The 26,706-nt window shown below is 70.5% G+C and carries 22 protein-coding genes; 15 read left to right on the forward strand and 7 right to left on the reverse strand.

Features of this window, described 5'->3' with window-relative positions:
• Positions 1–18 precede the first annotated feature (18 nt).
• Complete coding sequence (locus AB0C01_RS17325; RefSeq protein WP_357242919.1) at positions 19–810, forward strand: deoxyribonuclease IV; 792 nt, start codon at positions 19–21, stop codon at positions 808–810.
• On the forward strand, positions 807–3,278 hold the full coding sequence (locus AB0C01_RS17330; protein WP_357571592.1) for a hypothetical protein: 2,472 nt from the start codon (positions 807–809) through the stop codon (positions 3,276–3,278). Before AB0C01_RS17325 ends, AB0C01_RS17330 begins: the two co-directional genes overlap by 4 nt.
• A 120-nt stretch (positions 3,279–3,398) precedes the next feature.
• Here the strand turns inward: AB0C01_RS17330 and AB0C01_RS17335 are convergent, their stop codons facing one another.
• On the reverse strand, positions 3,399–4,907 hold the full coding sequence (locus tag AB0C01_RS17335) for a glycosyltransferase 87 family protein (protein WP_357242925.1): 1,509 nt from the start codon (positions 4,905–4,907) through the stop codon (positions 3,399–3,401).
• Positions 4,908–5,034: 127 nt separating this feature from the next.
• The gene (locus AB0C01_RS17340) at positions 5,035–7,287 is read right to left on the reverse strand and encodes a transglycosylase domain-containing protein (protein ID WP_357571593.1); all 2,253 of its coding nucleotides are present in this window, start codon (positions 7,285–7,287) and stop codon (positions 5,035–5,037) included.
• Here AB0C01_RS17340 and AB0C01_RS17345 point away from each other — a divergent pair.
• Positions 7,250–8,005, forward strand: a complete 756-nt coding sequence (locus AB0C01_RS17345) for a hypothetical protein (RefSeq protein WP_357571594.1) — start codon at positions 7,250–7,252, stop codon at positions 8,003–8,005. The genes AB0C01_RS17340 and AB0C01_RS17345 overlap by 38 nt on opposite strands.
• Before the next feature lie 139 nt (positions 8,006–8,144).
• On the opposite strand, the gene AB0C01_RS17350 is transcribed toward AB0C01_RS17345, so the two are convergent.
• The gene (locus tag AB0C01_RS17350; RefSeq protein WP_357242934.1) at positions 8,145–8,594 is read right to left on the reverse strand and encodes a DUF5318 domain-containing protein; all 450 of its coding nucleotides are present in this window, start codon (positions 8,592–8,594) and stop codon (positions 8,145–8,147) included.
• Between the two features lie 176 nt (positions 8,595–8,770).
• Between AB0C01_RS17350 and AB0C01_RS17355 the strand changes: the two genes are divergently transcribed.
• Both AB0C01_RS17355 and AB0C01_RS17360 read left to right on the forward strand, forming a co-directional pair.
• Positions 8,771–9,409: a PadR family transcriptional regulator gene (locus tag AB0C01_RS17355; RefSeq protein WP_357242937.1), complete on the forward strand. Its 639-nt coding sequence runs from the start codon at positions 8,771–8,773 to the stop codon at positions 9,407–9,409.
• Between the two features lie 23 nt (positions 9,410–9,432).
• Positions 9,433–10,512 (forward strand): inositol-3-phosphate synthase, encoded by a 1,080-nt coding sequence (locus AB0C01_RS17360; RefSeq protein ID WP_357242939.1) that lies wholly within the window; start codon positions 9,433–9,435, stop codon positions 10,510–10,512.
• Between the two features lie 92 nt (positions 10,513–10,604).
• Here AB0C01_RS17360 and AB0C01_RS17365 read toward each other — a convergent pair whose 3' ends face one another.
• Both AB0C01_RS17365 and AB0C01_RS17370 read right to left on the reverse strand, forming a co-directional pair.
• The gene (locus AB0C01_RS17365; protein WP_357571595.1) at positions 10,605–11,546 is read right to left on the reverse strand and encodes a hypothetical protein; all 942 of its coding nucleotides are present in this window, start codon (positions 11,544–11,546) and stop codon (positions 10,605–10,607) included.
• Positions 11,547–11,665: 119 nt separating this feature from the next.
• Entirely contained in the window at positions 11,666–12,145 is a 480-nt protein-coding gene (locus tag AB0C01_RS17370) for a methylated-DNA--[protein]-cysteine S-methyltransferase (protein WP_357571596.1), read from the reverse strand.
• Positions 12,146–12,224: 79 nt separating this feature from the next.
• Between AB0C01_RS17370 and AB0C01_RS17375 the strand changes: the two genes are divergently transcribed.
• Both AB0C01_RS17375 and AB0C01_RS17380 read left to right on the forward strand, forming a co-directional pair.
• Positions 12,225–12,746, forward strand: a complete 522-nt coding sequence (locus AB0C01_RS17375; RefSeq protein ID WP_357571741.1) for a hypothetical protein — start codon at positions 12,225–12,227, stop codon at positions 12,744–12,746.
• A 28-nt stretch (positions 12,747–12,774) separates the two neighbouring features.
• The gene (locus AB0C01_RS17380; protein ID WP_357571597.1) at positions 12,775–14,310 is read left to right on the forward strand and encodes an SPFH domain-containing protein; all 1,536 of its coding nucleotides are present in this window, start codon (positions 12,775–12,777) and stop codon (positions 14,308–14,310) included.
• Between the two features lie 167 nt (positions 14,311–14,477).
• On the opposite strand, the gene AB0C01_RS17385 is transcribed toward AB0C01_RS17380, so the two are convergent.
• Positions 14,478–15,938: a CCA tRNA nucleotidyltransferase gene (locus tag AB0C01_RS17385; RefSeq protein ID WP_357242951.1), complete on the reverse strand. Its 1,461-nt coding sequence runs from the start codon at positions 15,936–15,938 to the stop codon at positions 14,478–14,480.
• Positions 15,939–16,065: 127 nt separating this feature from the next.
• On the opposite strand from AB0C01_RS17385, the gene murJ reads away from it, so the two are divergent.
• The 7 genes from murJ to AB0C01_RS17420 all read left to right on the forward strand — a co-directional run bounded on the left by murJ (position 16,066) and on the right by AB0C01_RS17420 (position 24,412).
• Positions 16,066–17,805 carry a murein biosynthesis integral membrane protein MurJ gene (gene murJ / locus AB0C01_RS17390; protein ID WP_357571598.1) on the forward strand — a complete coding sequence of 580 codons (1,740 nt, stop codon included), beginning with the start codon at positions 16,066–16,068 and terminating at the stop codon, positions 17,803–17,805.
• 444 nt (positions 17,806–18,249) lie between these two features.
• A complete protein-coding gene (locus AB0C01_RS17395; protein WP_357571599.1) occupies positions 18,250–19,857 on the forward strand; it encodes a protein kinase family protein in 1,608 nt (535 codons plus the stop codon).
• 43 nt (positions 19,858–19,900) lie between these two features.
• Complete coding sequence (gene sigM / locus AB0C01_RS17400) at positions 19,901–20,617, forward strand: RNA polymerase sigma factor SigM (protein ID WP_357571742.1); 717 nt, start codon at positions 19,901–19,903, stop codon at positions 20,615–20,617.
• Positions 20,614–21,597: a hypothetical protein gene (locus AB0C01_RS17405; RefSeq protein WP_357571600.1), complete on the forward strand. Its 984-nt coding sequence runs from the start codon at positions 20,614–20,616 to the stop codon at positions 21,595–21,597. Before sigM ends, AB0C01_RS17405 begins: the two co-directional genes overlap by 4 nt.
• A gap of 182 nt (positions 21,598–21,779) precedes the next feature.
• Positions 21,780–22,730 carry a thioredoxin-disulfide reductase gene (trxB, locus tag AB0C01_RS17410; protein WP_357242963.1) on the forward strand — a complete coding sequence of 317 codons (951 nt, stop codon included), beginning with the start codon at positions 21,780–21,782 and terminating at the stop codon, positions 22,728–22,730.
• A gap of 31 nt (positions 22,731–22,761) precedes the next feature.
• Entirely contained in the window at positions 22,762–23,085 is a 324-nt protein-coding gene (gene trxA, locus AB0C01_RS17415; RefSeq protein ID WP_053651673.1) for a thioredoxin, read from the forward strand.
• Positions 23,086–23,248: 163 nt separating this feature from the next.
• Positions 23,249–24,412, forward strand: a complete 1,164-nt coding sequence (locus AB0C01_RS17420; RefSeq protein ID WP_357571601.1) for an N-acetylmuramoyl-L-alanine amidase — start codon at positions 23,249–23,251, stop codon at positions 24,410–24,412.
• A gap of 16 nt (positions 24,413–24,428) precedes the next feature.
• On the opposite strand, the gene AB0C01_RS17425 is transcribed toward AB0C01_RS17420, so the two are convergent.
• Positions 24,429–25,094: a GNAT family N-acetyltransferase gene (locus AB0C01_RS17425; protein ID WP_357242969.1), complete on the reverse strand. Its 666-nt coding sequence runs from the start codon at positions 25,092–25,094 to the stop codon at positions 24,429–24,431.
• A 295-nt stretch (positions 25,095–25,389) separates the two neighbouring features.
• On the opposite strand from AB0C01_RS17425, the gene AB0C01_RS17430 reads away from it, so the two are divergent.
• The gene (locus tag AB0C01_RS17430) at positions 25,390–26,706 is read left to right on the forward strand and encodes a PLP-dependent aminotransferase family protein (RefSeq protein ID WP_357571602.1); all 1,317 of its coding nucleotides are present in this window, start codon (positions 25,390–25,392) and stop codon (positions 26,704–26,706) included.

A 26,706-nucleotide genomic window follows, 5' to 3' on the forward strand; every position in this document is an offset into this window, starting at 1 on the left:
CGACGTAGGCTCGCTCGCATGCGTATCGGAGCCCACGTCGATTCGACCGACCCGCTGGCGGAGGCGGCTGCCCGGTCCGCCGACACCGTGCAGTTCTTCCTCGCCGACCCGCAGGGGTGGAAGGCGCCCAAGCCTCGGGAAGACGCCGAGCGGCTGCGCGCGGCCGAGGTCGACCTCTACGTGCACGCGCCGTACGTCATCAACGTGGCGACCCTCAACAACCGCATCCGGATTCCGAGCCGGAAGCTGCTGCTCGGGCATGCCAACGCCGCGGCCGCGATCGGCGCCAAGGGCCTGATCGTCCACGGCGGGCACGTCAACGCCGGGGACGACCTGGCCGTCGGCTTCGACAACTGGCGCAAGACCTTCGCGTACGCCGCCGACTCCGGCGGCTTCGGCCTGCCGGTCCTGATCGAGAACACCGCCGGGGGCGACAACGCGTGCGCCCGACGACTGGACGCACTCGCCCGACTCTGGGACGCCATCGGTGATCACGAGGTCGGCTTCTGCCTGGACACCTGCCACGCGTACGCGGGCGGTGAGGAGTTGCTCGGGCTCGTCGACCGGGTCAAGGCGATCACCGGACGGATCGACCTGGTCCACGCCAACAACTCCAAGGGCGCGTTCAACTCCGGCCAGGACCGGCACGACAACCTGGGCGGCGGAACGATCGACCCGGAACTGGTGGTGGCGGTGATTCGGGCGGCCGGGGCGCCGGTGGTCGTCGAGACACCGGGAGGCGTGGCCGGTCAGGCCGCCGACATCGACTTCCTCCGTCAGCAGCTCGGGACGGAGAGCCGGGCAGCATGACGACCGGACAGCCCGGGACCGGTAAGGCCCAGCCCTCCTCCGCCGGCCCGGATGCCGGGAAGCAGCCCGCCACCGCGTCCACGACGGGCAGCCCGACCCGGCCGACCGGCACCTCCGACGCCGACAAGACGCCCGCCTCCACCACCACCGCTGCGACGACCGCGGACAATCCCGGGCGACCCCCGCGATCGACCGACGGTGCGAAGCCCGCACCGGCGACGAACGGCAGGCCCACGGGTGCCAGCGCCGCCACCGGCGACATCGAACCCGGCCCCGCGAAGGACGACACGACCAAGACCGGCGGTACGGGCAAAGCCAGCGACGCGGCCGAAGCCAGCGGTACGGCCGAAGCCAGCGGTACGACCCCGGACGTCGCCGGCACGGACGCGCCCAAGCGGGGCTGGATCAACCGCCTGACCCGACGCGGCAAAGCGGCCAAGGGGGAGAGCGCCAAGGCCGGTACCGTCAACGACGGCGACCCGGTCAAGGACGGCGACACCAAGGCAGACGCCGCCAAGGTCGGTGACGCGGTCAAGGACGGCGATACCAAAGCAGACGCCACCAAGGTCGGCGACCCAGTCAAGGACGGCGCCACGAAGGACGACGCGACCAAGACCGGCGGTACGGCCAAGAGTGGCAAGGTGGGCGACGCCGACGGTCCGGCACAGGCCGATGGCAAGACGAAGCCGGCCGACCCGGATCGTTGGGAGGCGTTCGCTTCCGCTCCGGAGCCGAAGCCCTCCATCCTCACCCGGTCCAGCCGCGCCGTCGGCCGGTTCCTGATCCACGAGTGGACCCTGGCCGCCCTCGGCGCGCTGGCACTGGCCGTGCTGATGACCTGGCCGACGTTGCGCTACCCGCGCTACACACTCCCGCAGGACTACTGGGATCCGAGCCTGCAGGCCTGGCAGATGGCCTGGTCGGGGCACATCCTGCTGACCGACCCGGCGCACCTGTGGCAGTCCAACACGTTCTTCCCCGAGCTGTGGAGCTTCGCGTTCTCCGACACGCTGCTCGGGTACGCCCCGGCGGGGATGCTCGGCAGCGGCCCCGAGGACGCGATCCTGCGCTACAACATCATGTTCGTGCTGGCGCACGCGCTCGCCACGTTCGGGGCGTACGCCCTGGCTCGGCAGCTCGGCGCCGGCCGGATCGGCGCCGCTGTCGCCGGCGTCACCTACACCTACGCGCCGTGGCTGCTGTCCCAGGCCGGGCATCTGCACGTGCTCTCCAACGGCGGGATTCCGCTGGCGTTGGCGATGCTGGCGCGCGGGCACGGCTGGTCACTGCGGCACGGTTACCGACCCGAGCAGCGGCACGACGGGTGGGTCTACGGCGGCTGGCTGGTGGCGGCCTGGCAGCTCAGCCTCGGCTTCGGCATCGGGCTGCCGTTCGCGTACTTCCTCGGCGGCACGGTGCTGGTCGCCGTCGTCCTCTTCGTCGTGCGGCGGCTGCGCACCCGCCAGGCCGTGCCCTTCGGTCGCCGGTTGATCGTCGCGAACGTGCTCGGTGGGGTGTTGTTCGCCGGTGTGGGTGTGCTCCTGGCGTTCCCGTTCTTCCGGGTCACCGAGCTGCACCCGTACGCCGAGCGCACCATCGACGACGTCAGCATCTTCTCGCCGCCGGCGTCGGGTTTCGTGACGGCGCCGGCGGAGTCGCGGATCTGGGGTGGACTGCACGAGGGTGCCCGTGCGGCGCTGCCATGGCACCCGGAGATGACCCTGTTGCCGGGCTACGTGCTCTACGCGCTCGCCCTGGGTGGGCTGTTCTTCTCGGTCTGGCGGCTGCGGCACCGGCTGCTGCTGCTCGCCGGGGTGCTGGTGACGATGGCCTTCGCGATGGGCACCCGTTTCTTCGACGGCACCTTCACCTACGTGCCGCTCTTCGAGCACGTGCCGGGCTGGAGTGCTCTGCGTACCCCTGGTCGGTTGATGTTGTGGACCACGTTGTTGCTGGGCCTGCTCGCGGCGGGAGCGGTCACCGCGCTCACCGACCGGGTTCGTGAGCTGACCGCGCAGCGGATCCCGTCGTGGCCGGGGCCGTGGCTGCGGATGGCCACGCTGCTGCCGCTGCTGCTGGTGACCGTCGAGGGCCTGAACAGCACCCCGCATCCGGTGGTGCCGACCCAGCCGGCCGCGCTGCGTTCGGCCGAGGGACCACTGCTGGTGCTGCCCAGCAGCCAGAACCTGGATCAGCACGTGATGCTCTGGTCGACCAGCGGGTTCCCCGATGTGGTCAACGGCGGCAGCGGCTTCACACCCCGTCAGCTTGACGACGTCCGTCGGGTGAGCCAGTCGTTCCCCAACCAGACAAGCGTCGACTACCTACGCACGCTCGGCGTCCGGACGGTGGTGCTGCTGCGCGACCAGGTGCCCGGCACGCCGTGGGAGATCACCATCGACGCGCCTGTCGAGTCGCTCGGCATCACCCGCCAGGAAGTCGGGGACGCGGTCGTCTATCGCCTGTGAAGCTTTAGGGCGGGTTTTCGGGGGAGCCCACCCGGCTCCGGGCGGTCAGGCTTGATCCCTGCGCCGGGCGGGCTCCCCCGAAAAACCCCGACGTGGTGCAGGCCGCGTTCGGCCTAATTGTCAGGTAGCTGCGGCGGGCTCGGGTCGGGGTTCGCTGCTCGTCTCTCTGCGGCGCCAGCGGTCCAGCCACGGCGCATCCGGTGCGCCGTCGAGGACGCCGCCGTCCGGGTCGTCCGGGTAGGTGGCCCGCACCACGTCCCGCTCGGGGTGCAGGATCTCCTTGATGACGAACACGCAGAGCACGACCACGGTGGTCAGCCGCAACGTCGAGGCCAGCACGAACACCCCCTCCGGAAAGACCGGGCGGGTGGTGGCCGCGCCGAGCAGCTCACCGTAGAAGGCGACGAAGTAGCAGACCTCGGCGATCTGCCAGGCCAGGAAGGCACCCCACTTGGGTCGGGCCAGCACCACCAGCGGCAGGAGCCACAGCACGAACTGCTGCGACCAGACCTTGCTGAAGATGAGGAACGCCGCGACCACCAGGAAGGCGAGCTGACCCAGCCGCGGTCGGCGCGGCGCCCGCAACGCAAGCACGGCCACACCGAGGCAGGCCAACCCGAACAGCGCGTACGAGAGGTTGTTGAGGGTGGGGATGTTGGCGTTCAGCCACTCGAACGGGCCGAGTTGGCCGGGGTCGTTGCCGACCTTGCCGTCCAGGTAGCGCCCGATGTACCAGAGGGTGCCCCAGTCGATCGGCCGGGTGGTGTTCAGCTCGAAGAACCGGTCCCAGTTGTCCGGGTAGGCCCGTGCGGCGGGCAGGTTCACCAGCACCACGGCGGCGACCGCCGTACCGGTGGCGGTGAGCGCGGCGCGGAGCCGGTCGGCCCGCAGCGCGAGAACGAGGATCGGCCCGAGCAGGAACAACGGCCACAGCTTCGCCGCGCCGGCCAGTCCGAGTAGTACGCCGGCGAGCGCGGGTCGTTTTCGGGCCCAGGCCAGCAGGCCGAAGGCGGCCAGCCCGATGGCCAGCAGGTCCCAGTTGACGGTGGCGGTGAGCACCAGCGCCGGGGCGAGTGCGAACAGCGCGGCGTCCCAGGGTCGTCTGCGGCGCAGCGCCAGGAGCACCGCCACCGTGGCCACCGCCAGCGCGCCCAGCACCAGCGCGTTGAGGTTGTAGAACCACTGGCCCTGGTTGATGCTCGGGTCGCCGGCACCGACGGCGTGCACCGGCAGGCCCAGCGCGCCCATGAAGTAGCCGGTCAGCACCGGGTACTCCACCGGGTGGTCACGGTAGGGCACCTTGCCCTCGTTGAGCCCTTCGGCGTAGTACAGGGCGAGGACGTCGGTGTAGCAGAACCGGTTGTACTGGACGTTGTTCTGCCAGGCACCGTCCTGGCAGGGCGACTTCTGCACCCAGTGCAGCGCAAGGGTGAGGCAGGCCAGGGCCAGCACGATCCGGACGGCGGTCCAGAAGCGACGCTCCTGGCCGGCCGGCTGGTCCAGCGCGGTCGCGTGGTCGCCCAGTGGGCCGCCGATGGCGCCGGAGAGGCCGCGGACGAACCCGTCGGATCGGGACGGGTGGTCGGTGGTTCCGGCGTCGTCGATGCCGGGCGTCGACTGGGTGCTCATGGGAAGGCATCCTGCCGTATGACCGGGGTGGTCGTCCCGTCCCGACGCGGAGAGATCTGGGTACGGAAACGCCGCCGCCGGCCGAACAGATCGTCCGGCCGGCGGCGGCGTCGTGCGAAGTTGCGGGTCAGTCCCGGTTTGGTGGCACGCCGGGCAGCAGTCCACCACCGCCGCCGCCACCTGGTCCACCGGGTCCGCCTGGCCCACCGGGACCGCCGGGATTACCGCCCGGGTTGCCACCAGGATTGCCGCCGGGGTTACCACCCGGGTTACCGCCGGGGACCGTGCAGAACGGGTCGGTCAGCGGGTCGCAGCCCGGTTGGCCCGGGAGACCGGGCAGGCCCGGAGTGGGGGGCGGCGGCTCCTTGCCGTTGCCCTTCGTGACGTCACCCTCGCCGGTGACGCTGGGTAGGGGGATCTCCTCCAGGCCCTTGAGGGCGGAGTTCATGTACTTCTCCCAGATGGGGCCGGGGAGCGTCGAACCACCGATGTCCTTGCCGCTGGCGAGCTTGATCTGCGGCTTCTTCGGGTCCCGGCTGCCCACCCACACCGCGGTGGCATTCTGCGGGGTGTAACCGACCGTCCAGGCGTGCGAGTTGTCCTCGTCGTCGTACTCCCAGGTGCCGGTCTTGGCGGCGGCCTGACGGCCGTCTTCCAGGGAGATGTCGTTGGGGCGCGGGATCTGCTTCAGGACACCTGTGACCTCGTCGGTGATCTTCTTGGGGATCCGCTGTTCCGGCTTGATGCGCTCGCTGCCGACGACCTTCCACTTCCCGGTGTCCGTGTCCTGCTGCTCCACCTTGATGACGAAGTGGGCCTTGATGTACTTGCCGTCGTTGGCGAAGGTGGCCATCGCGTTGGCGTGGTCGAACACGGTGATCGGGTACTTACCGAAACCGGTGTAGTTGTCGAACGGGTTCGGCCCCTTCTTCGACAGGTCGAAGGCCTGCGGCGGGTCGACGCCCCACATGGTGGTCACGCCAGCCTTGTGGGCCATGTCGACGACCTTCTCGACGCCGATTTCCTTGGTGACCCAATAGAAGGGCACGTTGTACGACTGGACCGTCGACTCCTCGAGGGTGCAGTACTTGCCGCACTTGAGGTTGGTGCGGCCCGCGTTTCCGATCGCCACCTTGGAGCCCTCGGGCTTGTACGGCGTGGGGTCCCAGTGCGACTTGACCGAGATGCCCGCCTCGATGGCCGCGGCCAGGGTGTACACCTTCATCGACGAGCCCGGCTGGTGGCCACCGGTCAGGTCGCCGTTCTTGTCGACGTTCTTGCCGGCGTAGTCGAAGTCGGCGCCGCTGTCACCGCCGTAGTAGGCGAGCACCCGACCCTTCGACGGGTCGATCGACACCACCGCCGCCATCAGGTTCTTCGGCTGGTCGTTGAGCTCGGAGCCCTTCTTGGACTGCATCGCCGTGTTCTCGGCGGCGGCCTGGAGCTTCGGGTCGATGGTGGTGGTGATCCGGTAGCCGCCGTCCCGCAGCGCGTCCACGCAGCTCGTCTTGCCCTCCGCGCCGCTGTCGGAGCAGAGGCCCATCGCGTCCATCTCTTCGCGGACGTAGTTGATGACGTTGCCCCGCGGGCTGTCGACACCGAACCCGTTCCCGCCCTTCTTCGGCGGCAGCACCTTCGGGTAGGCGGTCGGCGACGCGGGCTCCCCCGGGGCGTCGACCCAGCCTTCCTTCTTCATGCCGGAGATCACGTAGTCCCACCGTGACTTGGCGTCGGGCATGTTGACCGCGGGATCGAAACCCTTGTGGCTGCTGCTCGCCACCGGCTGCTTGATGACCGCCGCGAGCACCGCGCCCTCGCCCACGGACAGGTCCTTCGCCGCCTTGCCGAAGTACGTCTGTGCCGCGGCCTCGATGCCGTAGGCGCCGCGTCCGAAGTAGATGACGTTGAGGTAGTGCTGCATGATCTCCGGCTTGTCGTACTGCTCGCTCAGCTTGGAGGCGAGGATGGCCTCCTTCACCTTGCGGCCGTACGAGTCGTCCTGGAGGTTCTCGAACGCGTTGCGGGCGTACTGCTGGGTGATGGTCGAGGCACCCTGCTTGTCGCCACCGGTGATGTTGTTCCATCCGGCCCGGACGATGCCCTTGTAGTCGACGCCGGAGTGCCGGTAGAAGTTGCGGTCCTCGGCGGCAGCCACCGCGTGCTGCACGTGCACGGGGATCTGGTTGATGGTGACGAAGGTGCGGTTCTCGCTGCCCAGCTTGGCCAACGGCGTCCTGCCGTCCTTGGCGTACACCGTGGTGGACAGCGGCAGCGGCAACTCGTTGGGCATGACCACGTTCGTCGAGTAGTAGGTGAACCCGACCACGCCGACGCCAGCCAGCATGATGAAGATCGCGACGCCGGCGATCAGCAGGTTCATCCGCTTGCGCTTCTTCGAGCGCGCCGCGCCCGCGCCGCCCGCACCACGACCGCCCCGACCCGGGCCGTTGGGTCCACCGGGACCGTTGGGCCCACCCGGCCCACCTGATCCACCGGAGACCGGAGAGACGCTCGCCCGGGCGACCGCGGCCCGGCCACCCACCGACGCGGAGCCGACGCTGGCTCGACCCGCCGAGGCGGTACCGACCGAGGCGGCACCGACCACCGCCCGACCCGCCGGCGCTCCGGGTGCCGGGGACACCGGCACCGAGGCCCGTCCGGCGCCGGCACGTCCGGCAGCCGCGCCAGGTCCGGGCGACACCGGCACCGAGGCGCGTCCCGGTGCCGGCGACACCGGCACGGAGGCACGTCCTGATCGGCCCGGGGTCGCCGAGCCCACCGAGGCGGATCCGGCTGCCGCGCCACCCCGCGGCGGCACCGACGCCGATCCGCCCACCGTGGCCCGCCCGCCGGCGGCCGGCGGCGTCACCGAGGCGCGAGCCGGTGCTGCCGCTCCGCCCCCCGAAGCCGACCAGCCACTTCCGCCGGAGTCACCGCCGGGCCGGCGGCGCGCGTCGTCCGCGCCCGGCCCGGGGTCGCCCGCCGGGGCCGGGTACTGGGCCCGGCCGCGCGCAGAACTGGGATCGCCGTACGAGTTCATTCCTCACACCCTGCCGGTCGCGGTGGGGCGCGACTGCGCCGCCACCGGGTTGCCGTGAGTTGCTTCACCCGCGACGACGGCACAGGGGTGCCGCCTCGCCGAGGTCAATGCTGTATCAATCGGGCCAATCGGACCAACGAGCGGTCGGCCGTCCCGGGTTTCGTCGATGGCCCCGAGGCCGGTCCAACCTGCTGCGATCACCGTTGCGCCTCTCGCCTCCGCCGACCCGCACCTTCGGCGGCCGCGACACTCTGCTCGCCGGCACCGTCGCTGTCGCCGGTCAGACCATCCCGGCCGAGCAGGTACTGCTCGACGAGATGGTTCCAGTCGCAGCCGAGGCACACCTCCACCACGAAGACCTGAAACTCACGCAGTGTCATCGCCAGCACGGGCAACTCGGTGAGCGTCCGTGCCTGCCCGGCGGACTGCTTGAGCTCGTCGCCATAAATGTAGTGGACGAGGGTCAGGTTTTCACTGCGGCAGATCGGGCAGCGCCGGTCCGTCGGCTCTCCGTGGAACCGGGCGGCGTTCTTCAGGTACGGCGACGCGTCGCACACGTCGTACGTGCCGACCCGGCCGGCCAGGAGCTCACGCAGCACTGCTCGCTTCTGAAGCGAGTAGTCGACGACCTGGCGCTGCGTACGCATGCGAAGAAGGGTACGCGGTCCGGCCCAAGCAGGCGACCATGCTCACGATCCGTGACGACAGGGTCTCAGATTGGGGGGTTTGCCCTGGCCGGCGCAACCCGCTAACGTGCGATGTATCGGTCCGATACATCGCGGCGGTCACCGCTCCACGCCGGAGGGGAAAGAGAGGGTGGCACGTGCTCGAGTTCGCCATCCTCGGCCTCCTGCAGGAGTCTCCGATGCACGGCTATGAGCTGCGCAAGGAGCTGACCGCCAAACTCGGCGCGATCCGGGCGGCGATCAGCTACGGCTCGCTCTACCCGACCCTACGCAGGCTCCAGGCGGCGGGTTGGATCACCGAAGCTGCTGAGACACCCGCCACTGCCGAGGAGGTTCCCGCGCTGACCAGCCGACGAGGTCGGGTGGTCTACAAAATCACCGCGGACGGCAAGGAACGCTTCGCCCAGCTGATCGCACAGGCCGGACCCGAGACGTACGACGACACGGGCTTTGGGGTGCACTTCGCGTTCTTCGCCCGGACCGACCAGGCGACCCGACTGCGCATTCTGGAGGGTCGCCGCCGCAAGATCGAGGAGCGTCGCGAAGGGCTTCGTGACGTGCTGGGCCGGGCAGCCGAGCGCCTCGACGCTTACACCTTGGAATTACAGCGCCACGGCCTTGACGCCTGTGAGCGCGAGGTCCGCTGGCTGGAGGAGCTCATCGCCAACGAGCGCTCCGGCCGAGCCCCGACGGTCCCGCACACCGGGACGGCCGGTGGCCGACGAGAAGACAACAGCCCGCCTCCGCCTGGAGAGACCAGGAATGAGCGGCCGTGACAGAAAAGAAGGAGGCAGACGCTATGGGCTCCGTCCGCGTCGCCATCGTCGGTGTGGGTAACTGCGCCTCGTCCCTGGTTCAGGGCGTCGAGTACTACCGGAACGCCAACCCGAACGACCGCGTCCCGGGTCTCATGCACGTCGCCTTCGGCGACTACCACGTCAACGCCGTCGAGTTCGTCGCGGCATTCGACGTGGACGCCAAGAAGGTGGGCATGGACCTCGCGGAGGCGATCGTCGCCAGCGAGAACAACACCATCAAGCTCTGCGACGTGCCGCCGACCGGCATCACCGTCCAGCGCGGTCCGACCTTCGACGGTCTGGGCCAGTACTACCGCGAGATCGTCGAGGAGTCCGACGCCACCCCCGTCGACGTGGCGCAGGCGCTGCGCGACGCGCAGGTCGACGTCGTCGTCTGCTACCTCCCGGTCGGCTCCGAGCAGGCCGCCAAGTTCTACGCCCAGGCCGCGATCGACGCCGGCTGCGCGTTCGTCAACGCCCTGCCGGTCTTCATCGCCTCCGACCCGGAGTGGGCCCAGAAGTTCACCGACGCGGGCCTGCCGATCGTCGGTGACGACATCAAGAGCCAGGTCGGTGCCACCATCGTGCACCGCGCGCTGGCGAAGCTCTTCGAGGACCGCGGTGTCGAGCTGCTGCGCACGTACCAGCTCAACTTCGGCGGCAACATGGACTTCATGAACATGCTGGAGCGCAAGCGGCTGGTCTCGAAGAAGATCTCGAAGACCCAGTCGGTCACCTCGCAGATCCCGCACGAGATGAGCAAGAGCGACGTGCACATCGGCCCGTCGGACCACGTGCCGTGGCTGGACGACCGCAAGTGGGCGTACATCCGCCTGGAGGGCCGCTCGTTCGGTGACACGCCGCTGAACGCCGAGCTCAAGCTCGAGGTGTGGGACTCTCCGAACTCGGCCGGCGTCATCATCGACGCGGTCCGGGCCGCGAAGATCGCGCTGGACCGGAAGATCGGCGGCCCGATCCTGTCGGCCTCGTCGTACTTCATGAAGTCCCCGCCCGTGCAGTACGCCGACCACGACGCCCACCAGGCCGTCGAGGAGTTCATCGCCGGCGAGGTCGAGCGCTGACCCGCTGAGCGGCAAGTACGGCCGAGGGCCGGGTCCGTCGGGACCCGGCCCTCGCCGCGTTCGATGCCTCGCCGTCCGGTACGGCGGTCGAGCTACGCCCCGCTCGGCCTGTTCTTCATGGCCCGGGCCATCCGCTTCGCCTTGCGATCGGCCAGCGACTCGGCGCTGCGCCCCGTCGCGTTGACGGAGTACGGCAGGAAGTCCGTCTCGACCCAGCCGTAGCCGACCACGAACGCCGTGACGTCGAGGACGACGTGTGTGGTCTGGAGCGCGTAGATGGAGATGGCGTCGGCGTCGTACCCGATGCCCGACATGAACGCGTTCGAGTAGACCCCGTTGGCCTCGTGGTTGAGCGACGCGAAGCTCGGCGGACGCGGGGTGCCGTACGGGAAGATCTGCAGGAAGCCCGGGCCGGCCGCGGACGTCGCGGTGACGATGCCGAAGAGCGCGTCACCGGCATGCACGAAGTCATCCAGCGCGACGTGAATCGTCTGACCGCCCCGCAGGCGGCCGGCCGAATCCAGGGTGGTCGCCGAGGCATTCGTGATCCGGCCGCGCCGACCCGCCTCACGGGTGTCGATGACCCGCTGCGGCACGACCGGCACGATCTGGTTCGAGTTGCCGGTGGTGAACACGTAGTCCGGGATGGAGATGTCGCCGTCCCGGAAGGAAATCACCTGGAAGTTGCCGCGCCGGTCCACGCCCATGGAGCCGACCGGCGCTTGTTCACTCAGAAAGTCACCGCTGGGGGTCAGCACGAGCGGCGGGCCGGCGAACTCGAATTCGCCGCTCGCCGCGAGGTTCGTGTTCTCCAACCGCAGGGTCGGTCCGACCGCCGGGTTGACCAGCGCGGTGGTGCCACCGCCGTTGACGACGTTGTTGGCAGCCTGGATCACCGGCTGACCCGGGTCGGCCTGAGCCTGGCCGGCGACTGCCGCACCGACCACCGTGGTGCCGGCGACGCCGGCGGCCACGGTGCCCGCGCGGCGCAGCAACTGCCGCCGGCCGACGGTCTTGTCCTGGTTTTCGGTCATGGGTACCCCCGCGAAAGTGGAAATGACGCCCGATCATGACCGTTCCAGTGACGTACCGACATCGACCGGTCGGCCGATAGTCAGGATCTGGCCCGCGACACCGTGGGCCGGTCGGCCGATCAGGACCAGGCGTGACGCAGGGCGACCACGGCCTCCAGCTCCAACAACTTGACCTTGCGCGGCAGCCCTCCACCGAAGCCGACCAGCTTGCCGCCCGCGCCGACGATCCGATGACAGGGCACGATCACCGGCACCGGGTTGCGGTTGCAGGCCACGCCCACCGCCCGGGCCGCCCCGGCATCGCCGACCCGCCGCGCCACCTCGCCGTAGGTAAGCGTCTCGCCGTACGGGATGCGCGTCATCTCCCGCCACACGGCCCGCTCGAAGGTCGAGCCGCGCGGCGTCGACACCGGAACGGTGAACGCGGTCAGCTCGCCGGCGAAATAGGCCCGCAGCTCGGCGACGACCTGCCGGGACAGCAGGTCGTCCGGCTCCTCGGTGGCTGCCTCGACCCGACCGAAATGGGTGCCGCAGACGCTCGTGTCGTCGGTGGCGACGGAGAACTCGCCGATCGGCGAGTCGAGCACGGTCCAACGCATCGCACCATTCTCCCCGACCCGGACGACACCGGGCGGACCCGTCGCCCGGCGGCGGGACGCGTTGCGTGACGTCGATACCGTGCAGGTCGTGGCAACGGGGACGCTCATCTTTCTGATCATCGGTGGGGCGGGCATCGGGGTGCTCGCGCTCGCGCTGCTCGGCACCGAACTGTTCCAGTTCGGGCACGCCGACGTGGACGGTCCGATCTCGGTTGAAACGGTTGCCGGCTTCGCCGGGGCGTTCGGGTTCGGCGGGGCCATCGTCAACGAACTGCTCGGTGCGCGTACCCCCGGCATGGTGGTCGGTGCGGCAGCCGGCGGCGTGCTCGCGGCCGTGCCCACCGCGTGGTTGGCGTCCCGACTGAGCCGGGCGGCGCGGAACATGCGCACCGACCCCACCCCCACCCGCGACGACCTGGTCGGCGCGCTCGGCCTGGTCGTGACCCCGGTGCCGGCGCAGGGCTACGGCGAGGTCCGGGTACGCCTCGCCGGCCAGCCGGTGAAGCTCAGCGCCCGCGCGGACCAGCCGATACCGATCGGCGCCCAGGTCTTCGTCGTGCAGGCGCTCAGCGAGACCAGCGTGCACGTCGAGACCTACTGATCTCCTCCTCGTAGACGGGACTCCTCATATGGCCCTGCTCATCGCCATCGGCGGCGCGGTTCTCCTCGCGCTCATCCTGGTGCTCTTCGTGCTCTCCCGGATCAAGGTGGCCGGGCCGAACGAGGCGTTCATCGTCACCGGCCGCAAGGGCCGCACCACGCAGACCGCCGACGGCGGCCGGTCGACCGACAACTCCGGGCAGAAGGTCGTGCTGGGCGCCTCGGTCTTCGTGCTGCCGGTGGTGCAGAAGCTTCAGTCCCTCGACCTGTCCAGCCGCCGGATCGACGTCGGCATCCGGGGCGCGGTCAGCAAGCAGGGCATCCGCGCCGATCTGCACGGGGTGGCGATCGTCAAGGTCGGCGGGACCGAGGACGCGATCCGGGCCGCCGCCCAGCGGTTCCTGCACCAACAGGACGAGATCGACAACTTCACCCGGGAGGTGCTGGCCGGCGCGCTGCGTTCGATCGTCGGCCGGCTCACCGTCGAGGAGGTCATCCGGGACCGGGCGGCGTTCGCCAGCGCGGTCGCCGAGGAGGCCGAGCACTCGATGACCAACCAGGGTCTCGTGCTGGACACGTTCCAGCTCCAGGACATCCTCGCCGAGGGCTCCTACCTGCAGGACCTGGGCCGGCCGGAGGCCGCCCGGGTGCTCAAGGACGCGGCCATCGCCGAGGCGCGCGCCCGCCAGCAGGCGGAGCAGGAACGCCTGCTCGCCGAGGAGGCCATCGCGGAGGCCAACCGGAACCTGTCCCTGAAGCAGGCCGGCATCCAGGCCGAGATCGACGCGGCGAAGGCGAAGTCCGCCGCCGCCGGGCCGCTCGCCCAGGCGGAACGGGATCAGGCGATCCTCTCCGAGCAGCAGAAGGTCGCCGAGCGCAACGCCGAACTCAAGCAGCGCCAACTGGACACCGAGGTGCGCAAGCCCGCCGATGCGGCCCGGTACAAGGTGGAGCAGGAGGCCGAGGCGTCCCGCGCGGCGGCGGTGCTGCACGCCGACGCGCAGCGGCAGTCGGTCATCGCGGCCGCGCAGGCTTCCGCCGAACAGGCGCGGCTCACCGGTGAGGGCGAGCGGGCCCGGCGTGCCGCGCTCGCCGAGGCGAACGCGATCGAGGGCGCCAAGGAGGGTGAGGCCGAGCAGCGCCGCCGTTCCGCGATCGCCGAGGCGGTGGAGCGGGAGGGTCAGGCCGAGGCAGCGGCCATCCTGGCCAGGGGTGAGGCCGAGGCGGACGCGATGGCGCGCAAGGCCGAGGCGTTCGCCGCGTACGGGGAGGCGGCGGTGTTGGACCTGCTGGTCAAGGTGCTGCCGCAGGTGGTGGAGGCGGCCAGCGCGCCGATCGGGGCGATCGACAAGATGACTGTCATCTCGACCGACGGCGCGTCGTCGCTGACGAAGTCGGTGGCCGGCAACGTGGCCCAGGGGCTCCAGCTCGGCAGTGACCTGACCGGGATCGACCTGGCCGGCCTGCTGGCTCGGCTCGGCTCGGCGTCGACCCCGGCCGGCAACGGCGCGTCCGCCGGCAAGGGCACCGTCTCCGTCGACGGGACGGCAGTCGAGACCCGCTGACGACGAACGCCGACGGCGCCGCTCCCGGTCCGGGAGGGGCGCCGTCGGCGTACGCCGTGGTGATCCACTCGGTCTCCTGGAAGTCGGGCCATCCGGAGTGCCGGGATACCGCGACTTCACTGAAACCGAGTCGATCATGGCGCGGGTCGCGACGCGACCCGGCGGGGTTAGGTGATCAGGCCCTCGGCGCGGGCCCACCGCAGCAGCTCCGCCTCGGCGGCGTCGCGGTCCAGCGGGCCGTGCTCGAGGCGCTGCTCCTTGAGGTGCTTCCACGCCCGCCCGACGACCGGCCCCGGCGGTACGCCGAGCAACTCCATGATCGCGTTGCCGTCCAGGTCGGGGCGGACCCGGGCCAGGTCCTCCTCGGCCTCGATCCGGGCGATCCGCTCCTCCAGCGCGTCGTAGTCCGCCGCGAGCTGGGCGGCCTTGCGCCGGTTACGGGTCGTGCAGTCCGAGCGGGTCAACTTGTGCAACCGGGGCAGCAGGTCACCGGCATCGGCGACGTAGCGACGCACCGCCGAGTCGGTCCACTCGCCCCGCCCGTACCCGTAGAAGCGCAGGTGCAGCGCGACGAGGGCGGTCACCTTCGCGGTGACGTCCTTCGGGTATCGCATCGCCTTCATCCGGGCCTTGGTCAGCCGGGCGCCAACCACCTCGTGGTGGTGGAAGCTGACCCGACCGTCGGACCCGACCGCCTTCGTCGCCGGCTTGCCCGCGTCGTGCAGGAGGGCGGCCATCCGCAGGATGAAGTCGCAGCCCTCCTCCTCGTAGGAGACGGCGTTCTCGACGACCGTCAGGGTGTGCTCGTAGACGTCCTTGTGCTGCGCGTGCTCGTCGATCTCCAGCTTCAGGCCGGTCAGCTCCGGCAGGAACCGCTCGGCGAGGCCGGTGTCGACAAGCAGCCGCAGACCGGTGATCGGGTCGGTGCCGCAGAGCAGCTTGGTGAACTCGTCCCGGATCCGTTCGGCGGTGATCCGGTCCAGGTCGGCGGCCATCTCACTCATCGCCAGGTGCACGTCCGGGTGCACGGCGAAGCGCAACTGGGCGGCGAACCGGGCGGCCCGCAGCATCCGCAACGGGTCGTCGCCGAACGACTCACCCGGGGTGCTCGGAGTCCGGATCACCTTGGCCGAGATGTCCTCCAGGCCACCGTGCGGGTCGGTGAACCGGTGCTCCGGCAGGCTGACCGCCATCGCGTTGATCGTGAAGTCGCGCCGCTTGAGGTCCTCGTCGAGGCTGGTGCCGTACACCACCACCGGATTGCGACTGACCTGGTCGTACGACTCGGCCCGGAAGGTGGTGACCTCCAGCCGGAGGCCGTCGCGCTGCGCGCCGATGGTGCCGAACTCGCGACCGGTCTCCCAGATCGACTCGGCCCAGCCCTTGAGGATCCGCAGCGTCTCGTCGGGGTGCGCGTCGGTGCAGAAGTCGAGGTCGTCACCGAGTCGGCCGAGCAGGGCGTCCCGCACCGAACCGCCCACCAGGTGCAGCTCGTGACCGGCGCGGACGAACCGGCGGCCCAACTCGTCGGCGACCGGAGAGACCCGGAGCAGTTCGGCGACGGCGTTGCGCTGCGCGGCGGTGAGTTCGCGGCGGTCGGCGGCGTGGGGAGCGGAGGCGTCGGACATGGGATCGCCAGCTTATCGGGCCGGGGTGTGATCCGATCCGCCGGGCGCGGGGTAACGGGTGGGGGTTGACTATGGTCTGTGGCGTGCGGGTCGGTGTCCGGCTCGACGTACCCCTGGGAGGCTGGAGATGAGCGGCGGGCTCTACCGCAGCGCCAACGCCACGCCGGACGGTAACGTGCCGCCGGCTGACGGGGCGATCTTCATCTCCGCGGAGCCGCTGAACCAGCCTGGGGTGGAGGCCACGGCGCCCCCGCCCGAGGTCGTCGGCGAAACCAGCGCCGCCGCGAACAGCGCGGTCATGGCGATCGGCAGTCTGGTGAGCCGGGGCACCGGTTTCATCCGGAACCTGATGATCGGTGCCGCCCTCGGCAACCTGATCGGCAACGCCTACACGACAGCCATCTTCCTCCCCAACCAGGTGTACGAGTTCCTGCTCGGCGGGGTGCTGACCAGCGTGCTGATCCCGGTGCTGGTCCGTCGACGCAAGAGCGACGCCGACCGGGGCGAGGCGTACGCCCAACGGTTGCTCACCCTCGCGGTGCTGGCGCTGGCCGCGGCAGCCCTGATCGCCGTGGTGTCGGCGCCGGTGCTGACCGCCATCTACGCCAGCGGCAAGGACGAGGCCTACACCAAGCTGATCACGCACCTGTCGTGGCTGATCCTGCCGATGCTGTTCTTCACCGGCGTCAGCGCGTTGATCGCCGCGGTCCTGAACACCCGGGGGCACTTCGCCGCGCCGATGTGGGCGCCGATCCTCAACAACCTCGTGGTGATCGGCGTCTTCGGTCTCTACATCCTGGTCTACGGGGCGAAGGGACTACAGCCGTCGGAGATGGGCCTCGGCCGGATTCTGCTGGTGGGTGGCGGCACCCTGCTCGGCGTGGCGGTGCAGACCGCCGGCCTGCTGCCGGCACTGCGCAAGGTCGGCTTCCGCTGGAAGTGGCGGTTCGACTTCCGCGAGCTGGGGCTGCGCGAGCTGGCCAAGCTCGGCGCCTGGATGTTCTGCTACGTGGCCGTCAACCAGCTCGGTCTCTTCGTGGTGGTCAACCTCCTCACCCGCGCCGCGGGCACGGACCAGGCCGGCATCCTGATCTACAACAACGTCTTCCTGTTGCTGATGATGGCGCACGGCATCATCGCCGTCTCGATCATCACCGCGCTGATGCCCCGGATGGCCGCCGCGGCAGCGGACGGACGGTTCCACGACGTCACCGCCGACCTCTCGCGGGGTGTCCGGATGGTGACAGCGGTGCTCGCGCCGATCGCGGTCTGCTACGCCGTGCTGTCCACCCCGATCTCGGTCGTGGTCTTCCGGTACGGCGCGTTCACCGCCGAAAACGCGACGGCGACGTCCACCGTTCTGCTGGCCGCCGCGCTCGCCCTGGTGCCGTTCGCGATCAGTCAGCTCTTCACCTTCGCCTTCTACGCGCTGCCGGACACCCGCACCCCAGCCCTGATCAACATCCCGGTGGTGGCGCTGCGAGTGGGCGTACAGATCGTGCTGTTCGCCGCGTTCGCCGCGCACTTCGCGGCCGCCGGCATGATGATCGGCAACGCGGTCTCGTACGTGGCGGCGGCGGTCGCCTCCGCCTGGTTGCTGCGGCCCCGGGTCGGCCGGATCGGGCTGGGCGCCATCATGCGCACCCTCGGCCGGGTCGTGGTCGCCGCCCTCGGCGCGGCACTTGTCGGATGGTTGGTGATCAGCCTGCTGCCCGGCGGCGACCGGCCAAGTTGGATCGAGGCGGCGATCCAACTCGTCATCGGCGGCGCGGTGGTCGGCGGCAGCTACCTGGGCCTGGCCATGCTGCTGCGGATCGGCGAGATCACCGAGGTGGTCGGCATGGTCCGCCGCCGCCTTGGTCGCTGACCGACAGTGATCGATTACAAAAGTTTGCGAACACACGGAATGTGACCACGGATCACCAGGCTGGGGACACAGCTGTGGATAACTCCGCGATTCGCCGGTCAACCACCGCATCAGCCTGTGGATAACCAACCGTACGGCTGAGGGTGGCCAGCCAATCGGCGGGAACAGGCACGGTGGCGGGAGCGCCACACCAGTCCAGCCCCGGCGTCGGTTACTTGCGGTGAAGCCGTAGATTAGCTAGTACATGTGCCAGCAACGTGGCTGACAACGGTCGTAACCGGACGAGTTCTTCGACTGCCGGAAGCCCGTCGGGTACGGCGGGAAGATGACATGTCGGGGAGACGGGCAACCCGGGTAAGGTCGCTCTCGACGGGTACGGCAGGGGCCGACGCTGCGCGTCGACACCGGTCGGCCGGTTCCTTCAACGGCAGAGCGGGAAGCCACATGCCCAGCAGTGCGGGTCCATCGATCGACACGATCACCGAGGGAGGACGGGTGACCCAGGTCGGCGAGGGTCAGGAGGCGGACGAAAGCGCTCCTCCGGTCATGACCTTCGGTGCTCCCACGGCCGGTGAAGTCCTCGCCGAGCGATACGAGCTGGTTGAGCACATCAACAACGACAGCGCGGGTCGGCTGGTCTGGCGCGGGGTCGACGTCATCCTGCGCCGTCCCGTCGCGGTGGTGCTGCGCTACCCGGGTGGCGACTCCGCCACCGAGATGCTCCAGGCCGCCGTCGCGGCGAGCCGGGTCATCCACCCCAACCTGGTCGGCGTCTACGACGCGATCGACGAGGCCGAGCGGGCGTACGTGGTGCGCGAGTGGGTCGACGGGCAGTCCCTGCGCGACCTGGCGGCCGACGGCCCCCTGGACCCGGCCCGCGCCACCGCGATCGGCAACGCCGTCGCGAGCGCCCTCGCCGCCGTGCACGCCACCGGCATGGTCCACGGCAACGTCCACCCCGGCACCGTCATGATCAGCGACGAGGGCCGCGTGGTCCTGGCCGACGCACGCACCGATGGCGCAGACAGCCAGGAGAACGACATCCGGGCGGTCGGCGGCATCCTCTACTTCGCCCTCACCGGCTCGTGGCCGCACGCCGAGGCACCGCTGCACGGCGCCACCGCCGGTCACGGCCGGGCCGCCATTCCGGACGCCGTTCGGGACGCCGGTGGTGGCATCGCGGCACCACGTCAGGTCCGGGCGGGCGTGCCCGCGTACCTGGACGACCTGACCATGGATCTGCTCGACGCCGAGATCGCGCCGCCGTCCTCCGATGTGCTCGCCGCCGAGTTGGCCCGACTGGACGTGCCGGCCGAGGAGGAGCACTACCTCGACAACAGCGGCCCGCTGCGGTTCGCCGGCGAGACCGGAGAAGAGCCGTCGCCGTTGGCCGCGGCCGGCGGTCGTAAGGTCGCCATCGGCATCGCCGGCCTGCTGGCGGTGGCCCTGGTCGGTCTGCTGATCGGGATCAGCACGCTCGGCGACAAGGAGCCGCAGGCGGGCCAGAGCCCCGTTCCGTCGGCGAGCGCCCCGGCCAGCGGTCCCACTCCGGCCGCCGTCGCGGTCCGCAAGCTCCCTGTGAAGGATGTTCGGATCATCGACCCGGACAGCCAGGTGCGCGACGAGCTGGACGGCGCCAAACAGGTGACCGACGGCGACCCGGACAAGGTTTGGGGCACCGACACGTACACGACCGCCAAGTTCGGCAACAAGAAGCAGGGCATGGGGGTCTGGCTGGACCTCGGCGCGCCGCACACGGTCAAGTCGGTGCAGGCCGTCCTCTCGGCCCGCGGCGCGTCCGCCCAGCTCCTCACCGGCACCATCAACCCGCCGTCGACCTCCGACGGCGACAAGCAACTGATCACCAACTACAAGACCGAGAAGACCACCATCGGGCAGCCCTTCCAGGACCACGACGGCACCACGATGGCGTTCGACGGCTTCGACGCCGATGCGAAATACCAGTACCTGCTGTTCTGGATCACCGAGTTGCCGGCCAGTGAGCGGGGCTTCCAGGTCGACGTCCAGGAGATCACGGTCCAGGGGTCGTGATCCTGGCAGCTCCGTCGTGGCACCGCATCCGCAGGACGTGGTGATGGACGGGCGCGCCGACGCTTCGGATCTGGAGCTGCTGCGCGCCCACGTCGACGGCGACCGGCAGGCCTTCGCCGAGCTGTTCCACAGGCACCGCGACCGGCTCTGGGCGGTCGCCCTCCGTACGCTCGGCGATCGTGAAGAGGCCGCCGACGCACTCCAGGACGCGCTGCTCAACGCGCACCGGGCCGCCGCCCGCTTCCGTGGTGACTCCGCCGTCACCACCTGGTTGCACCGGATCGTGGTGAACGCCTGCCTGGATCGGATCCGTCGCAGGCAGGCGCACCCGACCGTGCCGCTGCCGGACGGCAACCGTGCGGGGGACGGCTCGGGCACCGGCGGGATCGAGCCGGTCGCGCCCGCACCGGACCACGACACCGCGCTCGTGGTCCGCGAGGCGCTTGCCGCGCTGCCCCTCGAGCAACGTGCCGCGCTGGTGCTGGTGGACGTGCAGGGCTACCCGGTCGCCGAGGTCGCCCGCATCCTCGGTGTCGCCGAGGGGACGGTGAAGAGCAGGTGCGCCCGGGGGCGGGCGCGGCTGGCCGTGCTGCTCGGGCATCTTCGGCCCGCCGGCACCTCGCCGCCGTCGGCCCGCCCGGACCCACCCGGCCCGACCGGGGAGGTGCCGGGCGTCACGCCGGGGAACCCGGGCCTGGCCGAGGGCGTCGGATCGGGGTCGGGCCGATTCCGGCGGGACGCCAACCAGGAGGACACGTGACGACCGAGGGGTTCCGGGAGGTCGACGACGACCTCCTCGCTGACTACCTCGGCGGGGCGTTGGACGGCACCCCGCAGCAGGAGGAAGTCGCCCGGCTGGTGTCCACGGACCCGGCCTGGGCCGAGGCGTACGCCCTGCTGGCACCCGCGCTCGCGGAGGTCCGCGCGGACCTGGACCGCTGGGCCGAGCCGTCGCCGCGGATGCCGCAGGCGATCTTCGACCGTCTCGCCACCGCGCTTGTCGACGCGGGGCCGCTGGTGGAAGACACCACGACCGACGAGGCTGCCGACGTCGACCGCCCTACGACATCGCCTGTCGTACCCGTGCAGGGCGGGTCCGGTCGATGGGCAGCCATCCCCGCACCGGTCCGTTCTGGTCGCCGGGCATCCACCGGCCCAGGTCGCCGGACCGGTTGGCTCCGCCGTGGCGCGCCGGTGGCCGCCGCCGCGATCGCCGTCGTCGCGCTCGCGCTGGGCCTCAACCAGCTGTCGATGCGCGCGGGCGACGACTCCGGCACCAGCGCTCTGGAAGAACCGGTCCGCGCGCCCGCGGACGCCGCGGCGGCCCGCACCATCGGCCCGACACTGCGCAGCGGTACGGACTACACCCCGCAGACCCTCGCCAACGCGCCGAACGCCGACCGGCAGACCACACCCGGCCGGACGAGCGGTGCCGCCCCCGGCTCGCAGCCGGGCGTGGCCACCGAGCAGGAGCGACGCTCGTCGCCCGACGGGCTGGACCAGTTGGCCCGGCTGACCACCGAGGCGGCACTGAGCACCTGCCTGGCCGAGGTGGCGGCGGAGCACAGATCCGCTCCGCTGGCGGTCGAAGTGATCGACTACGCGCGTTTCCAGGGCGAGCAGACGCTGATCATCCGTTTCACCGACGCGACCGGGGCCCGCTGGGCCTGGGTGAGCGGCCCGGAGTGCGGAGTGCCGGGGTCCGGCGCGGACAGCCGGTATTCGGCGCGGGTAGGGTGAATCCACGGTCATCGGCACGATGACCACCCACGTGACCTGACCCACCAGATGCCCGTCTCGGGAATCCCCGCTTCGTACGATGACGTTCTGGAAGTCAGCTGTCGACCCCACCCAGGCGTCGGCAACTCGGATCAGCACCGGTGCGCTCACCGACGCTGAACACACACACTCGGGAGACGGCAGTGGACGAGGTCCGCAACCTGATCATCATCGGCTCCGGGCCGGCCGGCTACACCGCGGCGGTCTACGCCGCACGCGCCAACCTGAAGCCCCTGATCATCGAGGGCGTGCAGTCCGGTGGTGCCCTGATGACCACCACCGAGGTGGAAAACTTCCCCGGCTTCGCCGACGGCATCCTCGGCCCCGAGCTGATGGACAACATGCGCAAGCAGGCCGAGCGGTTCGGTGCCGAGTTCCTCACCGACGACGTGACCCGGGTCGAGCTGGTGGACACCGGCGACGCCGGTTCCGGCGCGGTGAGCACCGTGTGGGTCGGCGAGACCGCCTACCGGGCCCGATCCATCATCCTCTCCACCGGTTCGGCCTGGCGTCCGCTGGGCGTGCCCGGTGAGCAGGAGTTCCTCGGCCACGGCGTCTCCTCCTGCGCCACCTGCGACGGTTTCTTCTTCCGCAACCAGCACATCGTGGTCGTCGGCGGCGGCGACTCGGCGATGGAGGAGGCCAGCTTCCTCACCCGCTTCGCCGAGTCGGTCACCATCATCCACCGCCGCGACTCGTTCCGGGCCAGCAAGATCATGGCCGAGCGGGCGTTGAGCAACGAGAAGATCAAGGTCGAGTGGAACAGCGCCGTCGAGGAGATCCTGGGCGACGACGGCAAGGTCACCGGCGTACGGGTCCGCAACGTGCACACCGGTGACACCAAGGTGTTGGACGTGACAGGTGTGTTCGTGGCCATCGGTCACGACCCCCGCAGCGAGCTCTTCCGTGGTCAGGTCGACATGGACGACGAGGGCTACGTGAAGGTCCAAGCCCCCGGCACCCGCACCAACGTGCCCGGCGTCTTCGCCGCCGGTGACCTGGTCGACCACACCTACCGTCAGGCGATCACCGCGGCCGGCACCGGCTGTGCCGCCGCGCTCGACGCCGAACGGTTCATCGCGACGCTCAGCTGAACCAAGTAACACATCCCGGAGGAGGGGCACAGTGGGAAATACCAAGGCGGTCACCGACAAGAGCTTCGTCGCTGACGTACTGCAGGCCGACAAGCCGGTTCTGGTGGACTTCTGGGCCGAGTGGTGCGGCCCCTGCCGCAAGGTGTCGCCACTGCTCGAGGAGATCGCCGGCGAGATGGGCGACCGGGTCAGCATCGTCAAGCTCAACATCGACGAGAACCCGGAAACCGCACGCGCCTACCGGGTCATGTCGGTGCCGACGCTCACCGTGTTCAAGAACGGCCAGCCGGTGCAGTCGATCGCTGGTGCCAAGCCGAAGGGCGAGCTGGTCCGGCTCATCGAGTCGGCTCTCTGACCAGCAGAAACATTCACCGAACCCCGTACCCGCTTGTCGGGTGCGGGGTTCGGTGTCTTTCCGGCCGACGTTTTTCCCGGCCGTGCCACCTCGCCACCCCGGAACGCATAGCCTCAACCCTGGGCCGCCCGGCCAGCCAGTGTCGTGCAGAGGGGGTCGTGCCGTGCGTCCGATCCGATCCGGTGACCGGGGACCCGCGGTCACGGAGATCCGCAGCATCCTGACCGGCCTCGACCTGCTCACCGCCGCCGGACCGGCCGCCGACGAATTCGACCTCGACACCGAGCGGGCGGTCCGCGCGTTCCAGCAGTCCCGGGGCCTCAGCGTGGACGGCCGGGTCGGGGCGGAGACCTGGCGCGCCCTGGACGCCGCCCGCTGGCGGCTCGGCGCCCGCACCCTCTACCACGCGGTCCCCGACCCGCTCACCGGCGAGGACGTCCGGTCACTGCAGGAGCGGCTGCTGGAGATGGGGTACGACGTGGGCCGGGCCGACGCCATCTACGGCATCCGGACGTCCCGGGCGGTCGCCCAGTTCCAGCGTGAGGTCGGCCTCACCCCCGACGGATCCTGTGGCCCGCACACCATGAACGCGTTGCGCCGGATCGGCCGCAAGGTGGTCGGTGGCCGACCGCAGTGGCTGCGCGAGTCCGACGCGATCCGGCAGTCCGGGCCGGCGTTGGTCGGCAAAACGGTGGTCGTCGACCCCGGGCACGGCGGCACCGACCCCGGGATGGTGGTGCCCGACGGGTCGCTGCGCTGGACGGAGGCGGACCTGATGCACGACCTGGCCAGCCGGCTGGAGGGACGACTCGCCGCGACCGGGGTACGGGTGCAACTCACCCGCGGCCCGTCGCCCGACAGGTGCCTGCCGGACACCGACCGGGCGCTGCTGGCCAACTCGCTGGGTGCCGACGTGTTCATCTCGCTGCACCTGGACGGCCACGCCAACCCCGACGCGGAGGGTGTCGCCACCTACCACTACGGCACCGACAACGGCGTGACGTCGGCGACCGGTGAACGCCTGGCCGGACTGGTGCAGCGGGAGATCGTGGCCCGCACGGGGCTCCGGGACTGCCGTACCCACGCCAAGACCTGGGACCTGCTGCGGCTGACACGGATGCCGGCCGTCCGGGTCGAGGTCGGCTACCTCACCTCGCCCACGGACCGCGCCCAACTGGTCGACCCTCGTTTCCGCGACCGGGTGGTGGAGGCGATCGTGGCGGCCGTGCAGCGGATGTACTACCCGATCGAGCGGGACGTGCCCACCGGCTCGCTCGACGTCAGCGAACTGCGGGCCGTCGTCACCGCCGGCACGGTGGTCGACTGATCCGCCGGTTCGGCGATCAGGTGTTGGTGGAGCGGGTGGCCGGAGCGGGCCGGACCGGGCGGAGCAGCGTCTCCGGGCTCATCGAGCCGAGCAGCTTCTCCAGCGCGTACTCGACGTCGGACTTCCAGCTCAGCGCGGTCCGCAGCTCGAGGCGCAACCGGGGGAAACGCGGATGCGGACGGACGGTCTTGAACCCCACGGAGAGGAAGAAGTCGACAGGTGCCACGCAGCCGCCAACGGGGTCGTCCGCGTCGCCGAACTTGGCGTCGCCGAACGCCTCGATGGCCTTGATCCCCCGCTTGGTCAGGTCCCGGGCGACGCCCTGCACCAGCATCCGGCCCAGCCCGCCACCGGCGAACGCGGCGACCACGTTGGCGGTCATCAGCAGTGCCGCGTCAGCGGAGACCGGCGAGGTCGGGAACGCCATCGAGCGGGGCACGTAGGCGGGCGGCGCGTACGTCACGAAACCCGCCGGCATGCCGTCGACGTACGCGAGTTTGCCGCAGGAGCCCCACTCCAGCAGCGTCTGGGAGACCCACGCCTCCTTCTCCAGGCCCGGATCGCCAGCGGCGCAGGCCCGGTCCGCGGAGACCGGATCAAGCTCCCAGTAGACGCACTGCCGGCACGGGCGAGGAAGGTCTTCCAGGGTGTCGAGGGTCAGGCTGACCAGACGTCGCGACATATGGCGCATCCCCACAATAGGCTCGGTGGTAGGAGCGGCACGCAACGACAGCGCCGCCTTCCTGCTCCGACGAGCGATCGTACGCCGCCGATCGGCGATCCGGGAGGGGACGCGCAGATGCCCACCACATCGGGGGACGCCGACGAGGGTCCGCCATGTGGTCGATCCGCTTCGGTACGGCGACGACGCGACACCGGCGGATTAGGATCGACAATCGGTGTCCCTTCCGCCATGGTCATCAGGGGATGGGGTACCCCGGGGCGGCAGCCACCCGAGCAGCGATCGAGGTGAGGTCATGACCGGCACGACACTCGACGACTACACCGACCGGTACGCCCGGCGGGTACGCGGAATGACCGCCTCCGAGATCCGAGCACTGTTCGCGGTCGCCAGCCGTCCAGAGGTCGTCTCGCTCGCCGGTGGCGCACCGTACATCGCCGCCCTTCCGCTGGACGCGGTCGGTGAGATGCTCGGCCGGCTCGGCTCGGAGCACGGCGTGACCACCCTCCAGTACGGCATCGGCCAGGGCACCCTCGAGCTGCGCGAGCGGATCTGCGAGGTGATGTCGCTCTCCGGGATCGACGCCGCGTGTGGTGCCTCCCCCGAGGACGTCGTGGTCACCGTCGGCGGGCAGCAGGCACTGGACCTGGTGGCCCGACTCTTCCTCGACCCGGGTGACGTGGTGCTCGCCGAGGGGCCGACGTACGTCGGTGCGCTCGGGGTGTTCCAGGCCGCCCAGGCGCAGGTCGTGCACGTGCCGATGGACGCGGACGGGCTGATTCCGGAGGCGCTGGAGGCGGCCATCGCCGACCTGGCCCGCGCCGGGCGGCGGGTGAAGTTCCTCTACACGATCCCCACCTACCAGAACCCGACCGGCGTGACGCTCAGCGAGGAACGCCGCGAACGGGTGCTCGACATCTGCGAGAGCGCCGGCCTGCTCGTCGTCGAGGACGACCCGTACGGTCAGTTGGGGTTCGAGGGTGACGCGCCGGCGCCCCTGCGGGCCCGCCGCCGGGACGGGGTCTTCTACCTCAGCACCTTCTCCAAGACCTTCGCCCCCGGCCTGCGGGTCGGCTGGATCCTGGCGCCGCACGCGGTCCGCGACAAGCTGGTCATCGCCAGCGAGGCGCAGATCCTCTGCCCCAGCGTCTACGCCCAGACCGCCGTCTCCACGTACCTGGGCACGATGCCCTGGCGGCAGCAGCTCAAGGTCTACCGCGAGGTCTACCGGGAACGCCGGGACGCGCTGCTCGACGCGATGACCGACCTGATGCCCGAGGGCACCAGCTGGACCACGCCGGCCGGTGGTCTCTTCGTGTGGGCCACCCTGCCCGACGGGCTCGACTCGAAGGCGATGATGCCCCGCGCGGTCGCCGCCCGGGTCGCCTACGTGCCCGGCACCGGCTTCTACGCCGACGGCACCGGCACCGGCGCGATGCGCCTGAACTTCAGCTTCCCGCCGCCGGAGCGGATCCGCGAGGGCATCCGCCGGCTGGCCGGTGTGATGGAGCAGGAGATCGCGATGCGCCGGGTCTTCGGCGCTGTGGGTGGCGGCGCCGCCGGCCGACGCGGCCAGGCCGGCTCCGACGTGCCAGGACCCGACTTGGCATGA

The organism is Micromonospora sp. NPDC048905, assembly GCF_040649655.1.
GTDB lineage: Bacteria > Actinomycetota > Actinomycetes > Mycobacteriales > Micromonosporaceae > Micromonospora.